Origin of the sequence: Pseudomonas sp. CYM-20-01 (assembly GCF_023169845.1) — a bacterium.
GTDB classification, from domain to species: domain Bacteria; phylum Pseudomonadota; class Gammaproteobacteria; order Pseudomonadales; family Pseudomonadaceae; genus Aquipseudomonas; species Aquipseudomonas azotoformans.
In genome coordinates this window covers 3,859,243-3,879,461 of sequence record NZ_AP025169.1, presented here as the reverse complement: position 1 = coordinate 3,879,461, position 20,219 = coordinate 3,859,243, and the positions used below count along the sequence as shown (strand labels likewise).

Annotated in this window: 14 protein-coding genes; 8 read left to right on the top strand and 6 right to left on the bottom strand. The window is 61.8% G+C overall.

Annotation, left to right across the window (positions count from 1 at the left end; genetic code table 11):
- Positions 1 to 41: 41 nt before the first annotated feature.
- The 6 genes from M2497_RS17200 to M2497_RS17175 all read left to right on the top strand — a co-directional run bounded on the left by M2497_RS17200 (position 42) and on the right by M2497_RS17175 (position 12,218).
- Positions 42 to 1,343 (top strand): MdtA/MuxA family multidrug efflux RND transporter periplasmic adaptor subunit, encoded by a 1,302-nt coding sequence (locus tag M2497_RS17200; protein ID WP_248481862.1) that lies wholly within the window; start codon positions 42 to 44, stop codon positions 1,341 to 1,343.
- On the top strand, positions 1,340 to 4,441 hold the full coding sequence (locus tag M2497_RS17195; RefSeq protein ID WP_248481860.1) for an MdtB/MuxB family multidrug efflux RND transporter permease subunit: 3,102 nt from the start codon (positions 1,340 to 1,342) through the stop codon (positions 4,439 to 4,441). Before M2497_RS17200 ends, M2497_RS17195 begins: the two co-directional genes overlap by 4 nt.
- Positions 4,438 to 7,545: an efflux RND transporter permease subunit gene (locus M2497_RS17190; protein ID WP_248481858.1), complete on the top strand. Its 3,108-nt coding sequence runs from the start codon at positions 4,438 to 4,440 to the stop codon at positions 7,543 to 7,545. The genes M2497_RS17195 and M2497_RS17190 overlap by 4 nt, the downstream gene beginning before the upstream one ends.
- A complete protein-coding gene (locus M2497_RS17185) occupies positions 7,542 to 9,011 on the top strand; it encodes an efflux transporter outer membrane subunit (protein ID WP_248481856.1) in 1,470 nt (489 codons plus the stop codon). The genes M2497_RS17190 and M2497_RS17185 overlap by 4 nt, the downstream gene beginning before the upstream one ends.
- Positions 9,012 to 9,320: 309 nt before the next feature.
- Positions 9,321 to 11,417, top strand: a complete 2,097-nt coding sequence (locus tag M2497_RS17180; RefSeq protein WP_248481855.1) for an EAL domain-containing protein — start codon at positions 9,321 to 9,323, stop codon at positions 11,415 to 11,417.
- A gap of 54 nt (positions 11,418 to 11,471) precedes the next feature.
- The gene (locus M2497_RS17175) at positions 11,472 to 12,218 is read left to right on the top strand and encodes an SDR family oxidoreductase (protein ID WP_248481854.1); all 747 of its coding nucleotides are present in this window, start codon (positions 11,472 to 11,474) and stop codon (positions 12,216 to 12,218) included.
- An 11-nt stretch (positions 12,219 to 12,229) separates the two neighbouring features.
- On the opposite strand, the gene M2497_RS17170 is transcribed toward M2497_RS17175, so the two are convergent.
- The 4 genes from M2497_RS17170 to M2497_RS17155 all read right to left on the bottom strand — a co-directional run bounded on the left by M2497_RS17170 (position 12,230) and on the right by M2497_RS17155 (position 16,015).
- Positions 12,230 to 12,670: a hypothetical protein gene (locus tag M2497_RS17170; RefSeq protein ID WP_248481853.1), complete on the bottom strand. Its 441-nt coding sequence runs from the start codon at positions 12,668 to 12,670 to the stop codon at positions 12,230 to 12,232.
- A 71-nt stretch (positions 12,671 to 12,741) separates the two neighbouring features.
- Positions 12,742 to 14,151, bottom strand: a complete 1,410-nt coding sequence (gene mapR, locus M2497_RS17165) for a PLP-dependent aminotransferase family protein (protein WP_248481852.1) — start codon at positions 14,149 to 14,151, stop codon at positions 12,742 to 12,744.
- A gap of 30 nt (positions 14,152 to 14,181) precedes the next feature.
- Positions 14,182 to 15,591 (bottom strand): cytochrome c oxidase accessory protein CcoG, encoded by a 1,410-nt coding sequence (gene ccoG / locus M2497_RS17160; protein WP_248481851.1) that lies wholly within the window; start codon positions 15,589 to 15,591, stop codon positions 14,182 to 14,184.
- A gap of 184 nt (positions 15,592 to 15,775) precedes the next feature.
- Positions 15,776 to 16,015, bottom strand: coding sequence for a DUF3203 family protein (locus tag M2497_RS17155; RefSeq protein WP_248481850.1), 240 nt, complete (start codon positions 16,013 to 16,015; stop codon positions 15,776 to 15,778).
- A 121-nt stretch (positions 16,016 to 16,136) separates the two neighbouring features.
- Here M2497_RS17155 and M2497_RS17150 point away from each other — a divergent pair, with 121 nt between their 5' ends.
- Entirely contained in the window at positions 16,137 to 16,637 is a 501-nt protein-coding gene (locus M2497_RS17150; RefSeq protein WP_248481847.1) for an MgtC/SapB family protein, read from the top strand.
- Between the two features lie 10 nt (positions 16,638 to 16,647).
- Here M2497_RS17150 and M2497_RS17145 read toward each other — a convergent pair whose 3' ends face one another.
- On the bottom strand, positions 16,648 to 17,610 hold the full coding sequence (locus M2497_RS17145; RefSeq protein WP_248481845.1) for a M10 family metallopeptidase C-terminal domain-containing protein: 963 nt from the start codon (positions 17,608 to 17,610) through the stop codon (positions 16,648 to 16,650).
- Positions 17,611 to 17,817: 207 nt separating this feature from the next.
- Complete coding sequence (locus M2497_RS17140; RefSeq protein WP_166794340.1) at positions 17,818 to 17,976, bottom strand: hypothetical protein; 159 nt, start codon at positions 17,974 to 17,976, stop codon at positions 17,818 to 17,820.
- A 205-nt stretch (positions 17,977 to 18,181) separates the two neighbouring features.
- Between M2497_RS17140 and M2497_RS17135 the strand changes: the two genes are divergently transcribed.
- A complete protein-coding gene (locus M2497_RS17135) occupies positions 18,182 to 20,170 on the top strand; it encodes an alpha-1,4-glucan--maltose-1-phosphate maltosyltransferase (RefSeq protein WP_248481843.1) in 1,989 nt (662 codons plus the stop codon).
- Positions 20,171 to 20,219: the final 49 nt, after the last annotated feature.

Here is a 20,219-nt window from a genome sequence, read left to right as displayed (position 1 = left end):
GCTTATCTTTCAGCCTCCCAAAGAAGAAGCTCTCGCGCCCAATGGTTGATCACTCCATGCAATCCTCCCCCCGTAAATCCCGCCGCTGGCTGTTCGGCCTGCTCGTGCTGCTGGTTATCGCCGGCCTGTGCTGGAAATTCTGGCCCGGCAGCCATAAGGATGGCGCCGAAAAGCCTGCGGGCCATGCCGGCAAGACGGGGATGATGCGCCCGGGGTTCGGCGGCTCGGCCGGCCCGGTGCCGGTGCGCGTGGCCCCGGCCGTGCTGGGAGAATTCCCGGTGTACTACAAGGCACTGGGCACGGTGACCGCGCTCAATACCATCAATGTGCGTAGCCGGGTGGGCGGCGAGCTGGTGAAGATCGCCTTTGAAGAAGGCCAGATGGTCAAGGCCGGCGACCTGCTCGCCGAGATCGACCCGCGCAGCTACCAGAACGCCTTGCTCCAGGCCCAGGGCACGCTGATGCAGAACCAGGCCCAGCTGAAAAACGCCCAGGTCGATGTGCAGCGTTACCGCGACCTGTACGCCCAGGACAGCATCGCCAAACAGACCCTGGACACCGCCGAAGCATTGGTCCTGCAATACCAGGGCACTGTCAAGACCAACCAGGGCGCGGTAGATGACGCCAAGCTCAACCTCGAATTCACCAAGATCCGTGCGCCGATCAGCGGCCGCGTTGGCCTGCGCCAGGTCGACGTGGGCAACCTGGTGGCGGCCAACGACACCACCTTCCTCGCGGTAATCACCCAGACCCAGCCGATCAGCGTGGCCTTCACCCTGCCGGAAAACACCCTGGAAACCGTGCTCACCCGCTACCACGCCGGCAACAAACTGCCAGTAGAGGCCTGGGACCGTGGCGACGTGAAGAAACAGGCCACTGGCGTGCTGCAGAGCCTGGACAACCAGATCGACGTCACCACCGGCACCCTGAAATTCAAGGCGCGTTTCGATAACAAGGACCAGGCGCTGTTCCCCAACCAGTTCGTCAATGTGCACCTGCTGGCCGACACCCTGCATAACGTGGTGCTGGCGCCGTCGGCGGCGATCCAGTTCGGCAACAGCGGCACCTTTGTCTACGTGCTGGACGGTGACAAGAAGGTCAAGATGCAGCCCCTGGTGGTCGGCGATACCGATGGCGACAACACCGTGATCAAAGAGGGCCTCAAGGCGGGCGACCGCGTGGTGCTGGAAGGCACCGACCGTCTCAAGGATGGCAGCGAGATCGAAGTGGTCAACGACAGCAGCGAAGTGCCGACCACCCCGACCGAACACCTGCAAGGCAAGCCTGCGGCCAAAGGGGAGACCGGCGCCACCGCCGGCAAGGCGCAAAAGGTCGGTTCATGAACCTGTCGCGGCTGTTTATTCTTCGCCCGGTAGCTACCACGCTGAGCATGCTGGCCATTGTCCTGGCCGGCATCATCGCGTACCGCTTGTTGCCGGTGTCGGCCTTGCCCCAGGTGGATTACCCGACGATCCGGGTGATGACCCTGTACCCCGGCGCCAGCCCGGACGTGATGACCAGCGCGGTCACCGCGCCATTGGAGCGCCAGTTCGGGCAGATGCCCGGCCTGACGCAGATGGCCTCCACCAGTTCCGGTGGCGCGTCGGTGCTGACCCTGCGTTTCAACCTCGACATCAACATGGACGTCGCCGAGCAACAGGTGCAGGCCGCGATCAACGCCGCCACCAACCTGTTGCCCAAGGACCTGCCGGCGCCGCCGGTGTACAACAAGGTCAACCCGGCGGATACCCCGGTGCTGACCCTGGCGATCACCTCCAAGACCATGCTGCTGCCCAAGCTCAATGACTTGGTCGATACGCGCATGGCGCAGAAAATCGCGCAGATCAGCGGCGTCGGCATGGTCAGCATCGCCGGCGGCCAGCGCCAGGCGGTGCGCATCAAGGTCAACCCGGAGGCCCTGGCGGCCAACGGCTTGAACCTGTCCGATGTGCGCACGCTGATCGCTGCATCCAACGTCAACCAGCCCAAGGGCAATTTCGACGGGCCGACCCGTGTGTCGATGCTCGATGCCAACGATCAGCTAGTCTCGCCCGCGCAATACGCCGAACTGATCCTGGCCTACAACAACGGCGCGCCACTGCGCCTCAAGGACGTGGCGCAGATCGTCGACGGCGCCGAAAACGAACGCCTCGCCGCTTGGGCCAACGAAAACCAGGCCGTGTTGCTGAATATCCAGCGCCAACCGGGCGCCAACGTGATCGAGGTGGTGGACCGCATCAAGGCGTTGCTGCCGAGCATCACCGACAACCTGCCGGCCGGCCTCGACGTGACGGTGCTCACCGACCGCACCCAGACCATCCGCGCCTCGGTCAAGGATGTGCAACACGAATTGCTCATCGCCATCGCCCTGGTAGTGATGGTGACGTTCCTGTTCCTGCGCCGGGTCAGTGCCACGATCATCCCGTCCATCGCCGTGCCGCTGTCCCTGGTGGGCACCTTTGGCGTGATGTACCTGGCCGGATTCTCCATCAACAACCTGACGCTGATGGCGCTGACCATCGCCACCGGCTTTGTGGTGGACGATGCCATCGTGATGCTGGAGAACATTTCGCGCTATATCGAGGAAGGCGAAACGCCGCTGGCCGCTGCCCTCAAGGGCGCCAAGCAGATCGGCTTCACCCTGATTTCCCTGACGCTTTCGTTGATCGCCGTGCTGATCCCGCTGCTGTTCATGGCTGACGTAGTCGGGCGCCTGTTCCGCGAATTCGCCATCACCCTGGCGGTGGCGATCCTGATTTCCCTGGTGGTGTCCCTGACCCTCACGCCGATGATGTGCGCGCGCTTGCTCAAGCGTGAGCCCAAGGAGCAAGAGCAAAGCCGCTTCTACAAGGCCAGCGGCGCCTGGATCGATTGGTTGATTGCGCGTTACGGGAGCATGTTGCAGTGGGTGCTCAAGCACCAGCCGCTGACCCTGCTGGTGGCTATCGCCACCCTGGGCCTCACCGTATTCCTGTACCTGGTGGTGCCCAAGGGGTTCTTCCCGGTGCAGGACACCGGCGTGATCCAGGGCATTTCCGAGGCGCCGCAATCAATTTCCTTCGCCGCCATGAGCCAGCGCCAGCAGGAACTGGCCAAGATCATCCTGGCCGATCCCGCCGTGGAAAGCCTGTCATCCTATATCGGTGTGGACGGCGATAACGCCACCCTCAACAGCGGCCGACTGCTGATCAACCTCAAGGCCCACGGCCAGCGTGACCTGAGCGCGGCCCAGGTGATCACCCGTTTGCAACCGGAAATCGACAAGCTGGTGGGCATCCGCCTGTTCATGCAGCCGGTGCAGGACCTGACCATCGAAGACCGTGTGAGCCGTACCCAGTACCAGTTCAGCATGTCCTCGCCGGACGCCGAGCTGCTGGCACTGTGGAGCGACAAGCTGGTGCATGCGCTCAGCCAGTTGCCGGAACTCACTGATGTGGCCAGCGACCTGCAGGACAAAGGCCTGCAGGTGTACCTGGTGATCGACCGCGATGCGGCCTCGCGCCTGGGCGTGAGCGTATCGACCATCACCGATGCGCTGTACGACGCCTTCGGCCAGCGGCAGATTTCCACCATCTATACCCAGGCCAGCCAGTACCGCGTGGTGTTGCAGGCCCAGTACGGCGAAACCCTTGGGCCGGACGCGCTGAACCAGATCCACGTGAAAACCACCGATGGCGGCCAGGTGCGCCTCTCCAGCCTAGCCCACGTGGAACAGCGCCAGGCGCAGTTGGCAATTACGCATATCGGCCAGTTCCCGGCGGTGATGATGTCGTTCAACCTGGCCCCCGGCGTCGCGCTGGGCAAAGGCGTGGAGCTGATCAACCAGACCCAGAAAGACATCGGCATGCCGGTGGGCGTGCAAACCCAGTTCCAGGGCGCGGCCCAGGCGTTCGAAGCGTCGCTGTCGAGCACCTTGCTGCTGATCCTGGCGGCGGTGGTCACCATGTACATCGTGCTCGGTGTGCTCTACGAGAGTTACATTCACCCGATCACCATTCTCTCGACCTTGCCGTCGGCGGCGGTAGGGGCGTTGCTGGCGTTGCTGCTCAGCGGCAATGACCTGGGCATGATCGCGATCATCGGCATCATTTTGTTGATCGGTATCGTCAAGAAAAACGCGATCATGATGATCGACTTCGCCCTCGACGCCGAACGCAACCAGGGCCTCGACCCGCAGACTGCGATCTACCAGGCGGCGCTGCTGCGCTTCCGGCCAATCCTGATGACCACCCTGGCAGCGTTGTTCGGCGCGGTGCCGTTGATGCTGGCCACCGGTTCCGGCGCGGAATTGCGCCAACCGCTGGGCCTGGTGATGGTCGGCGGGCTGCTGGTGAGCCAGGTGTTGACGCTGTTCACCACGCCGGTGATCTACCTGTACTTCGATCGCCTCGGCCGCCGCTGGCGCAAAGAGCCGCAAAGCCTGGAGCCGGTTGAGTCATGAACCTGTCCGGACCTTTCATCCGCCGGCCGGTCGCGACCATGCTGCTGAGCCTGGCGATCCTGTTGCTCGGCGGCGTCAGCTTCAACCTGCTGCCGGTATCGCCGCTGCCGCAGATCGATTTTCCGGTGATCGTGGTGTCGGCCAGCTTGCCCGGCGCCAGCCCCGAAGTGATGGCGTCTACCGTGGCCACGCCGCTGGAGCGCTCGTTCGGCGCGATTGCCGGCATCACCACCATGAGCAGTTCGTCGAGCCAGGGCTCGACCCGGGTGATCCTCGCGTTTGACTCCGACCGCGACATCAACGGCGCGGCGCGGGAAGTGCAAGCGGCGATCAACGCCTCGCGCAACCTGCTGCCCAGCGGTATGCGCAGCATGCCGACCTACAAGAAGATCAACCCGTCCCAGGCGCCGATCATGGTGCTGTCGCTGACCTCGGACGTGCTGCAGAAGGGCCAGCTGTACGACCTGGCCTCGACCATCCTGTCCCAGAGCCTCTCGCAGGTTCCGGGTGTGGGCGAAGTACAGATTGGCGGCAGCTCCTTGCCGGCGGTGCGCATCGAGCTGGAACCCAAGGCCCTCGACCAGTACGGCGTGGCCCTCGACGATGTGCGCAACACCATCGCCAACGCCAACCAGCGCCGACCCAAGGGTTCCCTGGAAGACAGCGAGCGCAACTGGCAGATCCAGGCCAATGACCAGTTGGAAAAGGCCAAGGACTACGAGCCACTGCTGATTCGCTACCAGAATGGCGCAGCCTTGCGTCTGGGTGATGTGGCCAAGATCAGCGATGGTGTGGAAGACCGCTACAACAGTGGTTTCTTCAACAACGACTCGGCGGTACTGCTGGTGATCAACCGCCAGTCCGGCGCCAACATCATCGAGACGGTGCGACAGATCAAGGCGCAGTTGCCGGCGTTGCAGGCGGTGTTGCCGTCCAGCGTCAAGCTGAGCCTGGCCATGGACCGTTCGCCGGTGATCACCGCCACCTTGCATGAAGCCGAGATGACCTTGCTGATTGCCGTGGGGCTGGTGATCCTGGTGGTGTACCTGTTCCTGGGCAATTTCCGCGCCTCGCTGATCCCGACGCTGGCGGTACCGGTGTCACTGGTGGGCACCTTCGCGGTGATGTACCTGTACGGGTTCTCGTTGAACAACTTTTCGCTGATGGCGTTGATCCTGGCCACCGGCCTGGTGGTGGACGATGCCATCGTGGTGCTGGAGAACATCTCCCGGCACATTGACGAAGGCGTGCCGCCGATGAAGGCGGCGTACCTGGGCGCCCAGGAAGTCGGCTTTACCTTGATGTCGATGAACGTATCGCTGGTGGCGGTGTTCCTCTCCATCCTGTTCATGGGCGGGATTGTCACCAATCTGTTCCGCGAGTTTTCCATCACCCTGTCGGCGGCGATCATTGTGTCGCTGATTGTCTCGCTGACCCTGACCCCGATGCTCTGCGCGCGCTGGCTCAAACCCCACGTCAAAACGCAGATGACCGGTTTGCAGCGCTGGAGCCAGAAGATCAACGATCGCATGGTCGCCGGCTACGCCACCAGCCTGGACTGGGTGCTGCGCCACCGGCGCCTGACCCTGCTCAGCCTGTTGCTGACCATCGGCATGAACGTGGCGCTGTACGTGGTGGTGCCGAAAACCTTCATGCCCCAGCAGGACACTGGCCAATTGATCGGCTTTGTACGCGGTGACGACGGCCTGTCGTTCAGCGTGATGCAGCCGAAGATGGAGACCTTCCGCAAGGCGGTACTCAAGGATCCGGCGGTGCTCAGCGTGGCCGGCTTCATTGGCGGCAACAACGGCACCAACAACGCGGTGATGCTGGTTCGCCTCAAGCCGATCAGCGAGCGCAAGGTTTCCGCCCAGGCGGTGATCGAGCGTTTGCGCAAGGACGTGCCGCTGGTGCCGGGCGGGCGGCTGTTCCTGATGGCCGACCAGGACCTGCAATTCGGCGGCAGCCGTGACCAGACCAGTGCGCAGTATTCCTACATCCTGCAAAGCGGCGACCTGGCGGCACTGCGCCTGTGGTACCCGAAAGTGGTGGCGGCCCTGCGCGAGTTGCCGGAACTCACCGCCATCGACGCCCGTGAAGGTCGCGGTGCGGCGCAGGTCACATTGATTGTCGACCGCGACCAGGCCAAGCGCCTGGGGATCGACATGAACATGGTCACGGCCGTACTGAACAACGCCTACAGCCAGCGGCAGATTTCCACCATCTACGACAGCCTCAACCAGTACCAGGTGGTGATGGAGGTCAACCCCAAATACGCCCAGGACCCGATCACTCTCAACCAGATGCAGGTGATCACGTCCACGGGCGCACGGGTGCCGTTATCGACCATTGCCCATTACGAGAACAGCCTGGCCGACGACCGCGTCAGCCACGAAGGCCAGTTCGCCTCGGAAAACATTGCCTTCGACATGGCGCCCGGCGTGACGGTGGAGCAGGGCACGGCGGCCATCGAACGGGCAATTGCCAAGGTCGGCTTGCCGGAAGATGTGATCGCCAAGATGGCCGGCACTGCCGATGCCTTTGCGGCCACGCAAAAGGGCCAGCCGTTCATGATCCTTGGCGCGCTGGTGGCGGTGTACCTGGTGCTGGGCATCCTGTACGAAAGCTACATTCACCCGTTGACCATTCTCTCGACCTTACCCTCGGCGGGTGTCGGCGCCATGCTCGCCATCTACCTGACGGGAGGCGAGTTCAGCCTGATCTCGCTGCTGGGCCTGTTCCTGTTGATCGGGGTGGTGAAGAAAAACGCGATCCTGATGATCGACCTGGCGCTGCAACTGGAACGCAATGACCGCATGGGGCCGCTTGAATCGATCCGCAGTGCGTGCTTGTTGCGCTTGCGGCCGATCCTGATGACCACCCTGGCGGCCATCCTCGGCGCCTTGCCGCTGTTGCTGGGTGCCGGCGATGGCGCGGAAATGCGCCGTCCCCTGGGCCTGACCATTATCGGCGGCCTGGTGTTCAGCCAGGTCCTGACCCTTTACACCACCCCGGTGGTTTACCTTTATCTCGACCGCGCGCGCCATCGCTTCAACGCCTGGCGCGGCGTGCGGACCGATGCTGCCCTGGACACTGCGCTATGACCGATTCAACCTTTGCCCGATTGGCCCTGTTCCGGGGCTCCCGCGTGGCGAGCCTGGTGCTCTGCGGCGTGTTGCTCAGCGCCTGCGCCGTCGGCCCCGACTACAAACGCCCGGAAGTGGTCGAACCGGCGCAATTCAAGGAAGCAAAGGGGTGGCGCCAGGCCACCCCCAGTGATTCCCTGGCCCGTGGTGCCTGGTGGGAGTTGTACGGCGACCGCCAGCTCAATGACCTGGTGCTGCGCCTGAACAGTTCCAACCAGACCGTGGCCCAGGCCGAAGCACGCTTTCGCCAGGCCCAGGCGTTGGTGCGCAGTTCCCGTGGGGCGTTTTACCCCACCGTCGACCTGAGCGCGGGGAAAACCCGCGCCAGCCAGGGCACCGGCAGCAGCAGCGCGAGCCTGAGCAGTTCCAGCAGCGGCATTCGCGACACCCTCAACGCACAGTTGGGCGTGAGCTGGGAGGCGGACATCTGGGGTAAGTTGCTCCGTGGCCTGGAGGCCAACGAGGCCAGTGCCGAAGCCAGCTCGGCGGATTTGGCAGCGATGCGCCTGAGCCAGCAGTCGGAACTGGTGCAAAGCTACCTGCAACTGCGCGTCATGGACGAACAGACGCGCCTGCTGCAAGCGACCCTGGAGACCTATCAGCGCTCCCTGCAAATGACCGAAAACCAGTACCGCGCCGGTGTTTCCGGCAAGGACGCGGTGGCCCAGGCGCAAACCCAGCTCAAGACCACCCAGGCCAGCCTGATCGACTTGATCTGGCAGCGCGCCCAGCTGGAAAACGCAATTGCGGTGTTGATCGGCGAGGCGCCGGCCAACTTCAACCTGGCGGTCAGCAAAGACATCCCGGCACTGCCGCAGATCCCGGTGAGCCTGCCGTCGCAACTGCTGGAACGTCGCCCGGACATCGCTTCGGCCGAACGCTCGGTGATCGCCGCCAACGCCAATATCGGCGTGGCCAAGGCGGCCTACTACCCGGACCTGACCCTGAGCCTGGCCGGTGGTTATTCCAGTAGCACCTACGCCGACTGGATCAGCCTGCCGAACCGCTTCTGGTCGGTGGGGCCGAAGCTGGCCATGACCCTGTTCGATGGCGGCCAGCGCTCGGCGGAAGTCGACCGCACCGTGGCCTCCTATGACGAAACCGTCGCCAAGTACCGCCAGACTGTGCTGGATGGTTTCCGTGAAGTGGAAAACTACATGGTGCAACTCAAGGTGCTGGAGGACGAGGCGGTGGTCAGCAACGAAGCGCTGGCGGCAGCACGCGAGTCGCTGCGCCTGACCCAGAACCAGTACAAGGCCGGGCTGATTGCCTACCTGGATGTGGTTACCGTGCAAGCCACGGCGTTGAGCAACGAGCGCACGGTGCTGACCTTGCTGCAGACGCGCCTGGTGGCCAGTGTGCAACTGATCGCCGCCTTGGGCGGCGGCTGGGATGGACAGACGCCGATTGCCGACAAAAATTAACGATGAACTCGATCCAATGAGCGGGCTTGCTGTAGTGAGCGGGCTTGCCCCGCGCTGAGCCGCGCAGCGGCCCCAAAAAACGGGAGCGCTACGCACTCCAGCGCGGGGCAAGCCCGCTCACCACAATAGGTCCGCTCACCGCCATATTTGACCTCAGCAAACCCTCGTTTCTGAGCCATAGGATTGGCGTCAAAATGCCACTAATGGCGCTCTGATAATTAATCAACTGTTCAAGAATTATTCTCGCTACAATCGCCCGCTTTGCCATTTCGCACGGGCCTCTCGGGCCCTTTGTGCACGAGAAGTCCCATGCTCATCGGTAGTTATTCGCCCTCACTGGTCGTGATCTCACTGTTCGTCGCGATCCTCGCTTCCTACACCGCGCTGGACCTTTCCGGGCGCATCGCCACCGCCAAAGGCCGCGCCGTCTATATATGGATCATTGGCGGGTCCATGGCGATGGGGGTGGGGGTGTGGTCGATGCACTTCATCGGCATGCTGGCTTTGCGCTTGCCGTTTGCCCTGGGCTTCGACCTGGGGATTACCGCTCTGTCGTTGCTGATTGCGGTGCTGTCCAGCGGCTTTGCATTATGGCTGGTCAGCCAACCGCGCCTGCCGGCCTGGCAGTTGGGGTTGGGTGCGCTGATCATGGGCACCGGCATTGCCAGCATGCATTACACCGGTATGGCGGCGATGCGCATGACGCCGGGCATCGACTACGACCCGACGTTGTTTGGCGCTTCGTTATTGATCGCGGTGGTGGCCTCCGGCGCAGCGTTGTGGATCGCCCATAATTTGCGCCGCAATACGCCGTATGTGCGCCTGGCCCGTGGTGGAGCGGCGGTGGTGATGGGGTTTGCTATCGTCGGCATGCATTACACCGGCATGGCAGCGGCCCGCTTTGCCGATGAAAGCTTCTGCGGCGCGGCACTGAACGGGTTGAGCGGCAAGGGCCTGGATAACCTGGTGCTGGTCACCACCCTGGCGGTGCTGGCCATCGCTTTACTGACTTCGTTGCTCGACGCACGCCTGGAAGCGCGCACGGCGGTACTCGCCGACTCCCTGAGCCAGGCCAACCAGGAGCTGACCCACCTGGCCCTGCACGACATGCTCACCGGCCTGCCCAACCGCACCTTGCTCGCCGACCGCATCCAGCAAGCCATGCAGGCGGTGAAAGAGCAGGGCGGCTGCTTTGCGCTGATGTTTATCGACCTGGACGGCTTCAAGCCGGTCAACGATGCTTTTGGCCATCATATGGGTGACCAGCTGTTGCGCGAGGTCGGCCTGCGTCTGCGTGAAGACTTGCGCAGCCATGACACCCTGGCGCGCATCGGCGGCGATGAGTTTGTGTTGCTGGTGCAATTGACCCAGCCGGACGACGCCCTCGGCCTTGCCGAACGCCAGGTGGTGCTGATCAACCGTGCGTTCCAGGTGGCCGAGCATGAGCTGAAGATTTCCGCCAGCGTCGGCATCGCCATGTTCCCAGGCAACGGCCATAACCCCCAGGAACTGCTGATGAACGCCGATGCCGCGATGTACCACGCCAAGGGTATGGGCAAGAACGGCTACAGTTTCTTCGATGCGTCAATGAACACTAATGCACGCAAGCAATTGCAGTTGTTGCAGGACTTGCGCAATGCGGTGGAGCAGGAGCAGTTCCGCCTGTACTACCAGCCCAAGTTCGACGCGGCCAGTGGTATTGCGGTGGGGGCCGAAGCCCTGCTGCGCTGGGAGCATCCACAGCAGGGCCTGTTGTTGCCGGCGACGTTTATCGAGCTGGCGGAAAAGACCGGGCTGATCATCCCCATCGGTGAATGGGTACTCAATGAAGCCTGTCGCCAGATGAGCCTGTGGTACGCCCAGGGCTATGAAGACTGGCGCATCGCCGTGAACCTGTCGGCGCTGCAGTTCTGCCACGCCGGGTTGGTCAGGAGCGTGGCTGAGGCCCTTGAGCGTCATCGGCTGTCAGCCAACAACCTGACCCTGGAAATCACCGAGACCACCGCCATGAGCGATGCCGATGCGAGCATGACGGTGTTGCAGCAGTTGTCGGACATGGGCGTCGATCTGTCCATCGATGACTTCGGTACCGGTTATTCCAGCCTGATGTACCTCAAGCGCTTGCCGGCCAACGAGTTGAAGATCGACCGTGGGTTTGTGCGCGACCTGGAGCACGACAGCGATGACGCCGCCATCGTCTCGGCCATTGTCGCCCTCGGCCAGGCCCTGGGCCTGCGAATTGTTGCTGAAGGGGTGGAGACCGATGTGCAACAGAGCTTTCTCACGCGCCTGGGGTGTAACTCCCTGCAAGGTTACCTGCTGGGCCATCCGTTGCCGGCGGACGGATTCATGGCCGACATCCAGCGTGCCGAAGACGCGCTTGCGCCTGACAAAAGCCGTGCGTGACGGGTATTCTTGGATCCAGCCCTAAACATCAGGTTGAATCAGGAGACCGCACGCATGGACAAAGTCGTCATCATCACCGGAGGCAGTCGTGGGATCGGCGCCGAGACGGCAGTGCTGGCCGCTCGCCAGGGTTACCGCATCTGCATCAACTACCAGTCCGACGAAGAGGCTGCCCACCGTGTGCTCGAACAAGTCCGCGCGCTGGGCGCCCAGGCGATTACCGTGCGCGCCGACGTGAGCATTGAAGATGAAGTGATTGCGCTGTTCCACCGCGTCGACACCGAACTGGGCCGTGTCACCGCACTGGTCAACAACGCCGGCACCGTGGGACACAAGTCCCGTGTGGACGAAATGTCCGAGTTCCGTATCCTGAAAATCATGAAGACCAATGTGCTGGGGCCGATCCTGTGTGCCAAGCACGCGGTGCTGCGCATGTCGCCCAAGCATGGCGGGCAGGGCGGCAGTATCGTCAATGTATCGTCGGTGGCGGCGCGCTTGGGGTCGCCCGGTGAGTATGTCGACTATGCCGCCTCCAAGGGCGCGCTCGATACCTTCACCATTGGCCTATCAAAAGAAGTGGCGGGTGAGGGCATTCGCGTCAACGCGGTGCGCCCTGGCTACATCTACACCGACTTCCATGCCCTGAGCGGCGACCCGGACCGGGTCAGCAAACTCGAATCCGGTATCCCCATGGCCCGTGGCGGGCGCCCGGATGAGGTGGCTGAAGCGATTATCTGGCTGCTGTCGGACAAGGCGTCGTATGCCACTGGGACGTTCCTCGATCTGGGCGGTGGCCGCTGAAGTCCGGGCATTCATGCGCCCAGGTTTCTTAGCACCTCGTAGCCCTGTTCCGCAAAGGCCACCAGCAAGCGTGCCTCCGAGTTTTTGCGGGTGGAATAGCCCGCATTGTGAAAACCGTTGATTTTGCCATCGCGGCTTTCGCTGTTGCCCACTGTGCGGTCATTCACGTTATCCAGAAAGTTGACCACCCGAGCCAGGTTGTAGGCTGCATCGGCGCGCGAACGGGCGCTGGGATTCGCGGAAGTCCAGTCACCCAATTGACGTTTGAGCAGGTCGGTAGTGGGGTAGCTGTCTCGGCGCCGTAATAGATGTTTGACCGCCGGATTGGCGTTGATAATCTGTTTGGCGCTACGGTGGTCGCCGGATGGTCGACCTTCCGGGTGGCTGGGAGCATTGCGCCAATTCTGCTCCGTGAGGTGTAGGGTGATTGCAGGGCTATTGTTGGTGTACATGAGGAACTCGGTATCAAGGAGAAGTCACTGGTTGGCATCATGCCGGTTAGGTCCCAGTGACTGTGTTACAACTAAAACGACCGCACAATCCGCCCCAACGTCTCCATCGCCTTTTCCGACGCCTCGGTCCACGGGCTACCGTAGTTCAGGCGAATGCAGTTCCTGAAGCGCTGGGTCGCCGAGAAGATCGGCCCCGGCGCAATGCTGATGCCCTGCGCCAGGGCCATCTGGAACAACTTCAACGAATCCGTCTGCTCCGGCAGCTCCAGCCACAGGAAGTACCCACCGGCCGGTTGGCTGACCCGCGTCTGTGCCGGAAAGTAGCGCGCGATCGCCGCCAGCATGGCGCTTTGCTGTTCTTCCAGGGCATAGCGCAACTTGCGCAAGTGCCGGTCATAGCCGCCGTGCTGCAGATAATCGGCAATTGCTGCCTGGGCTGGCATGGAGGGGCACAGTGACGTCATCAGTTTCAGGCGTTCGACCTTCTGCGCAAAACGCCCGGCCGCCACCCAGCCCACGCGATAGCCGGGAGCCAGGCTCTTGGCGAAAGAACCGCAATGCATCACCAGGCCCTCTGTGTCGAAGGCCTTCGCGGGTTTAGGGGCCTGTTGCCCGTAATACAGTTCGGCGTACACATCGTCTTCGATCAGTGGCACCTGATGCTCGCGCAGCAGTTCCACCAGCGCCTGCTTTTTCGCCTCGGGGAGCGTCGCGCCCATGGGGTTCTGGAAGCTGGTCATGGTCCAGCACGCCTTGATCGGATAGCGCTGCAGGGATTGCGCCAGGGCGTTGAGGTCGATGCCGTCGCGCGGGTGCACCGGGATTTCCACGGCCTTGAGTTTCAAACGCTCCATCACTTGCAGGCAGGCGTAGAACGCCGGGGCTTCGATGGCCACCAGGTCGCCCGGTTCGGTGACGGCTTGCAGGCACAGGTTCAGGGCTTCCAGAGCACCATTGGTGATCAGCAGCTCCTCCATGGGCAGCATCAGGCCGCCGACCATGTAGCGCAGGGCGATTTGCCGACGCAGTTGCGGGTTGCCCGGCGACATGTCGGTGACCACCAGGCGCGGGTCCATTTCGCGGCTGGCGCTGGCCAGGGACCGCGCCAGGCGCGGCAACGGGAACAGCATCGGGCTTGGGAACGCCGAGCCGAAGGGCACAGTGTTAGGGTCCTTGATCGAGTCGAGCACCGAGAACACCAGCTCGCTCACATCCACTTCGGTGGACTCATGCACTTGCTCGCTCACCACCGGCTCGGAAAACGGGCTGGGCGCGTGGGTGTTGACGAAGTAGCCGGAACGCGGCCGTGCACGGATCAGGCCACGGCGCTCCAGCAGGTAATAGGCCTGGAACACCGTAGACGGGCTGACGCCGTAGGTCTGGCTGGCATAGCGCACCGAGGGCACCCGCTGGCCGGGGCCGAGCACGCCGGAGCGGATCAGTTCTGCGATGTCGTCGGCAAATTTTTCGTAGCGTTTCATGAGGACCTGATTAGCCTTTCAAATGTGTTTTCAGCGGTTCAGCGGTGCCACAAAGCGGCTGTCGGCATCACTGTAGATCCACGGCTCGTCCACATCCGAGACCTTGAAGCGCAAGGTCTGCGAGCTGCTCGCCGGTTTGTCCGCCAGCAATGCCACCGACACCGGCACGTCGCTGATTTCCCCCGGTGCCAGGCTGATCTCGGTCTTGCCCTGCAACTGGAAGCCCTGCGCGTCCACCAGTTCCAGACGGTAGTTCTGGCGCTGCTGGGTCTTGTTGATCACCTTGAGGCTGTAGATGTTTTCGATCAGGCCCTGTGCGTTTTCGCGGAACATGCCACGGTCCTTGGTCACGTCCAGCGAGACCATCGGCCGTTCCACCAAGGCCACCACCAGGGCTGCGATCATCACCAGCAGCACCGCACTGTAGCCGATCAGGCGCGGGCGTAGCAGGTGGGTCTTGCCGCCTTGCAGTTGATGTTCGCTGGTGTAGCTCACCAGGCCGCGGGCGTAACCCATCTTGTCCATGATCGAATCGCAGGCGTCGATGCACGCCGCACAACCGATGCATTCCATTTGCAAGCCGTCGCGGATGTCGATACCGGTAGGGCAGACCTGCACGCACAGCTGGCAGTCGATGCAATCGCCCAAGCCGACATCGGCGGGTTTCACTTCACGTTTGCGCGGGCCACGGTGTTCGCCGCGAGCCGCGTCGTAGGAAATGGTCAGGGTGTCCTTGTCGAACATCACGCTCTGGAACCGCGCATACGGGCACATGTGCATGCACACCGCTTCGCGCAACCAGCCGGCGTTGATGTAAGTGGCGCCGGTAAAGAACAGCACCCAGAACAGGCTGACGCCGCCCATCTGCCAGGTCAGCAGTTCGCTGGCCAGGGGGCGGATCGGCGTGAAATAGCCGACAAAGGTCAGCCCGGTCAGCACACTGATGCCCAGCCACAAGGTGTGCTTGGCCGAGCGCCGCGCCAGTTTGTTCAAGCTCCAGGGCGCGGCTTGCATTTTGATGCGCTGGTTACGTTCGCCTTCGGTGATTTTCTCGCACCACATGAACAGCCAGGTGAATGAACTTTGCGGGCAGGTGTAGCCGCACCACACACGACCGGCGAACACGGTGATCGCAAACAGGCCGAAAGCGCAAATGATCAGCAAGGCCGACAGCAGGATGAAGTCCTGGGGCCAAAAGGTCGCGCCAAAGATGTGGAATTTGCTTTCAGCCAGGTCCCACAGCACCGCCTGCCGGCCACCCCAGTTCAACCAGACCGTGCCGAAAAACGCCAGGAACAGCAAGCCCGCGCCGCTCACCCGTAAGGTGCGGAACAGGCCAGTGAAACTGCGGGTATGAATCAGGTTGTCGCTGGATTTGGCCTTCACCTTCTTTGGGTGTATGGGCTCAAAGGTTTCCACGGTTGGGATTCTTTCGCTCATGGTCGTTCGCTCATCAGCCTCCATCAGGCCGATGAACTATGCGCGGGACACTGTTTGCATAACAGGCTCAGGTAGAGTGATAAAAAGCGGATCAGATGGGCTGCGTGCGGCGTGCTGCGACAATGTGCTGCACCCTGTGTCGCCTAGAGTGCAGCGCTGCAACGTGTGTGTTGATACAGATCAATCAAATCAGCGAACCAGGTTCTTCGGCCTTTACATGCTGGCGTCCATCGTGGGCCCCGGCGACCGTCAGGGCGTCGGCCTCGGCTTCAGTGATATAGATCCGCTCGGCGGCCAACTCCACGTAGGACATGGATTTGTCGGTGTCGGTCGCGATATTGACCCGCGTCGCTGGCACGCTCTGTTCCTGGCCGTTGTCGTCGAGCATGAAGTAGCACAGTTGGTTTTCGATACGAATGGGCATGCCGATCTCCTTTCTCGTGGACTATGCAAGGTTAGGGGCCGGCGATGTGCAGGGGTTCCAGGCAACTGACTGGCGGTCGCCGCTGTCCATCCTTTACCAATAACGATAAAGGACGGCATCCATGGACGCCTGGTGGCATGAAGTGTGGCAAACCCTGCTGGCTGAATTCGCCGACATCGGCGACGCTAGGCAGCTTACTCAGATCACCGTGCGCCTGCTGATCGCCGCAGTGCTGGGCGGTATCCTCGGCTTTGAACGCGAGAGCAAGGGCAAGGCCGCCGGGGTGCGCACCCATATGCTGGTGGCGTTGGGTGCCGCGTTGTTTGTGATGGTGCCGCAGATGTCCGGAAATCAGGCGGACGCAATGAGCCGGGTGGTGCAGGGGGTGATCGCGGGAATCGGGTTCCTCGGTGCCGGCACCATTCTCAAAGGCAATGAGGATGAAGAGGGCCAGCACGTCAAAGGCCTGACCACGGCAGCCGGGTTGTGGATGACCGCCGCCATTGGGGTAGCGGCGGGGTTGGGACGCGAGTCGACCGCTGTGCTCAGTACTTTATTGGCCCTGGTGGTGTTCAATGTGATGCCGAGGATTGTCAAGCTGCTGGAGAAGAAAACTGGGTAACAAGGTCTGGTCAGGTGACCAGATTTTGATAACGCAGCTCGCCAAACACCTTGATCACCATAGGGGGGGGTCCGGGATCGTTCGCCACGATGAGCACGCTTGTCCGGGTGCTCGGCAGGTAATGGATTTGCATTTCACCACGGGCTCCAGAAAATTTTTCCACCAGGTGCAATGGCGTGTTCAGCTGTTTTTGGATGTTGGTCAGGTCGATTTTGTCGTTGTTGTTAAAGTTTTTGATTTCGCTGGGCGCATTCAATGGGGACTCGCTGAGCGAACCATAACGGTAGGTTTTGGCGTCAGCGTTATAGGGTGTATTGGCAGGTGATGAGCGCAGCGTCGCGTTCAACTGTGTGCCCATCTCCTCAATTTTTTTGGCTGTTGCCTCGATTCTGGAAAATTTTTGCTTGAGGTCGGCAAGGCCATTTTGTGCGTTGTTCATGTACGCAACGGTATCCCCCACCCCGTCGCTATCAAATGCCTTTGCAATCTGAGAGAAATTGTCGAGCTCGATTTGTTGTATATGCCTTTCTCTCATCTCGTTGATGACTTTTTTGGCCTGTGCGGTGATCTTGTCATGGGACAACTGGTTGACGGATGCCCAAGGCGTCTTGGCGTTTGCCGCCGAGTGAGGGGTGTTCATCGCGATTTCGTTCGCAAGCTTCTTGGACCGCTCAAGTAATTCCTTGCTTTGGTTGGAATCTGGCTCGCGCAACGCCTTTTCGATATTGGTTTCGGTCAACAGTGTTTCAAGCTCGCTCGCCGCCTTGCGCGCCTCGGGCCCAGAAGATGCTCGAGGTGCGGGTGTGTTCGGTGCCGGCTCGGGCTGTTTGTGGGGCATGGAACAATTGGGGCCAGACTTTAGCAGCCCATTGATACGCTCAGACGTCAGCCCAGGTTGGCCGGGCGTGGAGTTGGATAATGTGGGCTGCACGCCGGGCGATGAGCGGCCCTGCTGGGGATAGATAGTCGACATTGATTCATCCTCGTGAGGCTTGTGGTTGCACGATATAGCCAAGGCGGTGGTTATGCGCCCTCGCGGGATGAGTGTAAGAGTGAGTGGCATCGCTAGAGCTTAGGACGGGTCTGACAGCTGAGTGGGAATTTTTACTTTTCTCAACCGTTCGCCCGTGCGCCTGAAGCAATGTCTGCGCACGAGCGAGCCCTCCACTTCTGACAATGTTCAGACAATTACCGGCGGCATCGTTGTTGGCGGCTCCTCCACCGACGGCGGCGGGTTTTCCGGTGGCTCTTTTTCCGGAATCGGTTCTGGCTCGGTCGGTGGCAAGGTCGGGTTATCGATATTCGGGTCCGGGGTTTCAGCCGGGATCGGGATATTCATCGGTGTGGCCTCCTTTGTGCTTTGCTCTATCGGTGGACACCCGCCAGGGCGAATTGATTCCCCGCCCAATGGCGGCACATCCACCTGAACTTTTAACCGGCGCGCAGGCTCGGACCTATGACGGCTCTGCTCAGGGAGAGCGCTGCCGTATCAGAATTTCGGATCAAGCAAAGAGCGTCCACAGGGCGTAAGGGGAAGATGCTCGATGACTGCTGAAACACAGGTTCCAGACCCATCCTTATTGCCGCTGTCCCAGGCGCTGTTGCTGCCACGGATCGCGATCGAAAGCACCACCCCCGTGATCGACGGCGGCGAATTTGCCGTCAAGGCCGTGGTCGGCCAGCGGGTCAACGTCACCAGCAAGGTATTCGCCGACGGCCATGACAAGCTGGCCGTGCTGATCCGCTGGCGCCCGTTGCAAGACGAAAGTTGGCACAGCGTGGTCATGAACGACGTGGGCAATAATGGCTGGGAGGGCGCGTTTACCGTGGCCCAGCAAGGCCCCCACGAGTACTGCATCGAAGCCTGGATCGACACCTTCGCCAGCTTTTGCTACGAACTGCGCAAGAAGCACGAGGCCGGTGTGCCGGTCAGCCTCGAGCTGCAAGAAGGCCGCAGCCTGGTGCTGCAGGCCGCCGAGCGCAGTGACAACGAGCTGCGCGACCGCCTGATGCTGCTGCACCACGAACTCTCCGGGCTGCTGGAAACCGAGCAGGTTGCGCAGTTCCTGCACGAAGACAGTGCACATTTGATGACCCAGGCAGATCACCGCGCCTACCTGAGCATCAGCACGGTGTACCCGATCGATGTGGAGCGCGAAGCGGCATTGTTTGCCAGCTGGTACGAGCTGTTCCCGCGCTCGATCACTGACGATCCTGCACGCCACGGCACCTTTAATGACGTGCATTCACGGCTGTCGATGATCCATGACATGGGCTTCGACGTGCTGTACTTTCCGCCGATCCACCCCATTGGGCGCAGCCACCGCAAAGGCAAGAACAACTCGCTGACCGCCGGCCCCGATGATCCGGGCAGCCCGTATGCGATCGGCAGCGAAGAGGGCGGCCATGAAGCCATTCACCCGCAACTGGGCAGCCGCGACGACTTCCGCCGCCTGGTTCAGGCCGCCGCCGAGCACGGCCTGGAAATCGCCCTGGACTTCGCCATCCAGTGTTCCCAGGACCACCCATGGCTCAAAGAGCATCCGGGCTGGTTCAACTGGCGCCCGGACGGCACGATCAAGTACGCGGAAAACCCGCCGAAAAAATACCAGGACATCGTCAACGTCGACTTCTACGCGGCGGATGCGATCCCGAGCCTGTGGACCGAGCTGCGCGATATCGTGGTGGGCTGGGTGGAAGAGGGCGTGAAGACCTTTCGTGTCGACAACCCCCACACCAAGCCGCTGCCGTTCTGGCAATGGCTGATCAGCGATGTGCGCGCCCGGTACCCCGAGGTGATCTTCCTGGCCGAGGCGTTCACCACGCCCGCGATGATGGCGCGCCTGGGCAAGGTCGGCTACTCCCAGAGCTACACCTACTTCACCTGGCGCAATACCAAGGCCGAGTTGAGCGAGTACCTGACCCAGTTGAATGAATCGCCGTGGCGTGAATGCTACCGGCCGAACTTCTTCGTCAACACACCGGACATCAACCCTGGCTTCCTGCACGAGTCGGGGCGCGCGGGCTTTTTGATCCGCGCTGCGCTGGCAACCATGGGCTCGGGCCTGTGGGGGATGTATTCGGGTTTTGAACTGTGCGAAGCGGCCCCGGTGCCCGGCAAAGAGGAATACCTGGATTCGGAGAAATACGAAATCCGTCCACGGGATTTCACCGCCCCCGGCAACATCATCGCCGAGATCGCCCAGCTCAACCGCATTCGTCGGCAGAACCCGGCACTGCAGACACACTTGGGGCTCAAGCTCTACAACGCCTGGAACGACAACATCCTGTATTTCGGCAAGCGCAGCGAGGATGGCAGCAACTTCATTCTGGTGGCGGTCAACCTGGACCCTTACAACGCGCAGGAGGCCAACTTCGAGTTGCCGCTGTGGGAATTGGGGCTGCCGGACGATGCCCAGACCCAGGGCGAAGACTTGATGAATGGCCACCGCTGGACCTGGTATGGCAAGCACCAGTGGACACGGCTGGAGCCGCAGATGCCGTTCGGGATCTGGCGTATCACCACCTCTTAAGCCCCGCGCGGTCAATGTGGGAGGGGCGGTGCGACGATTCGACTTGCCC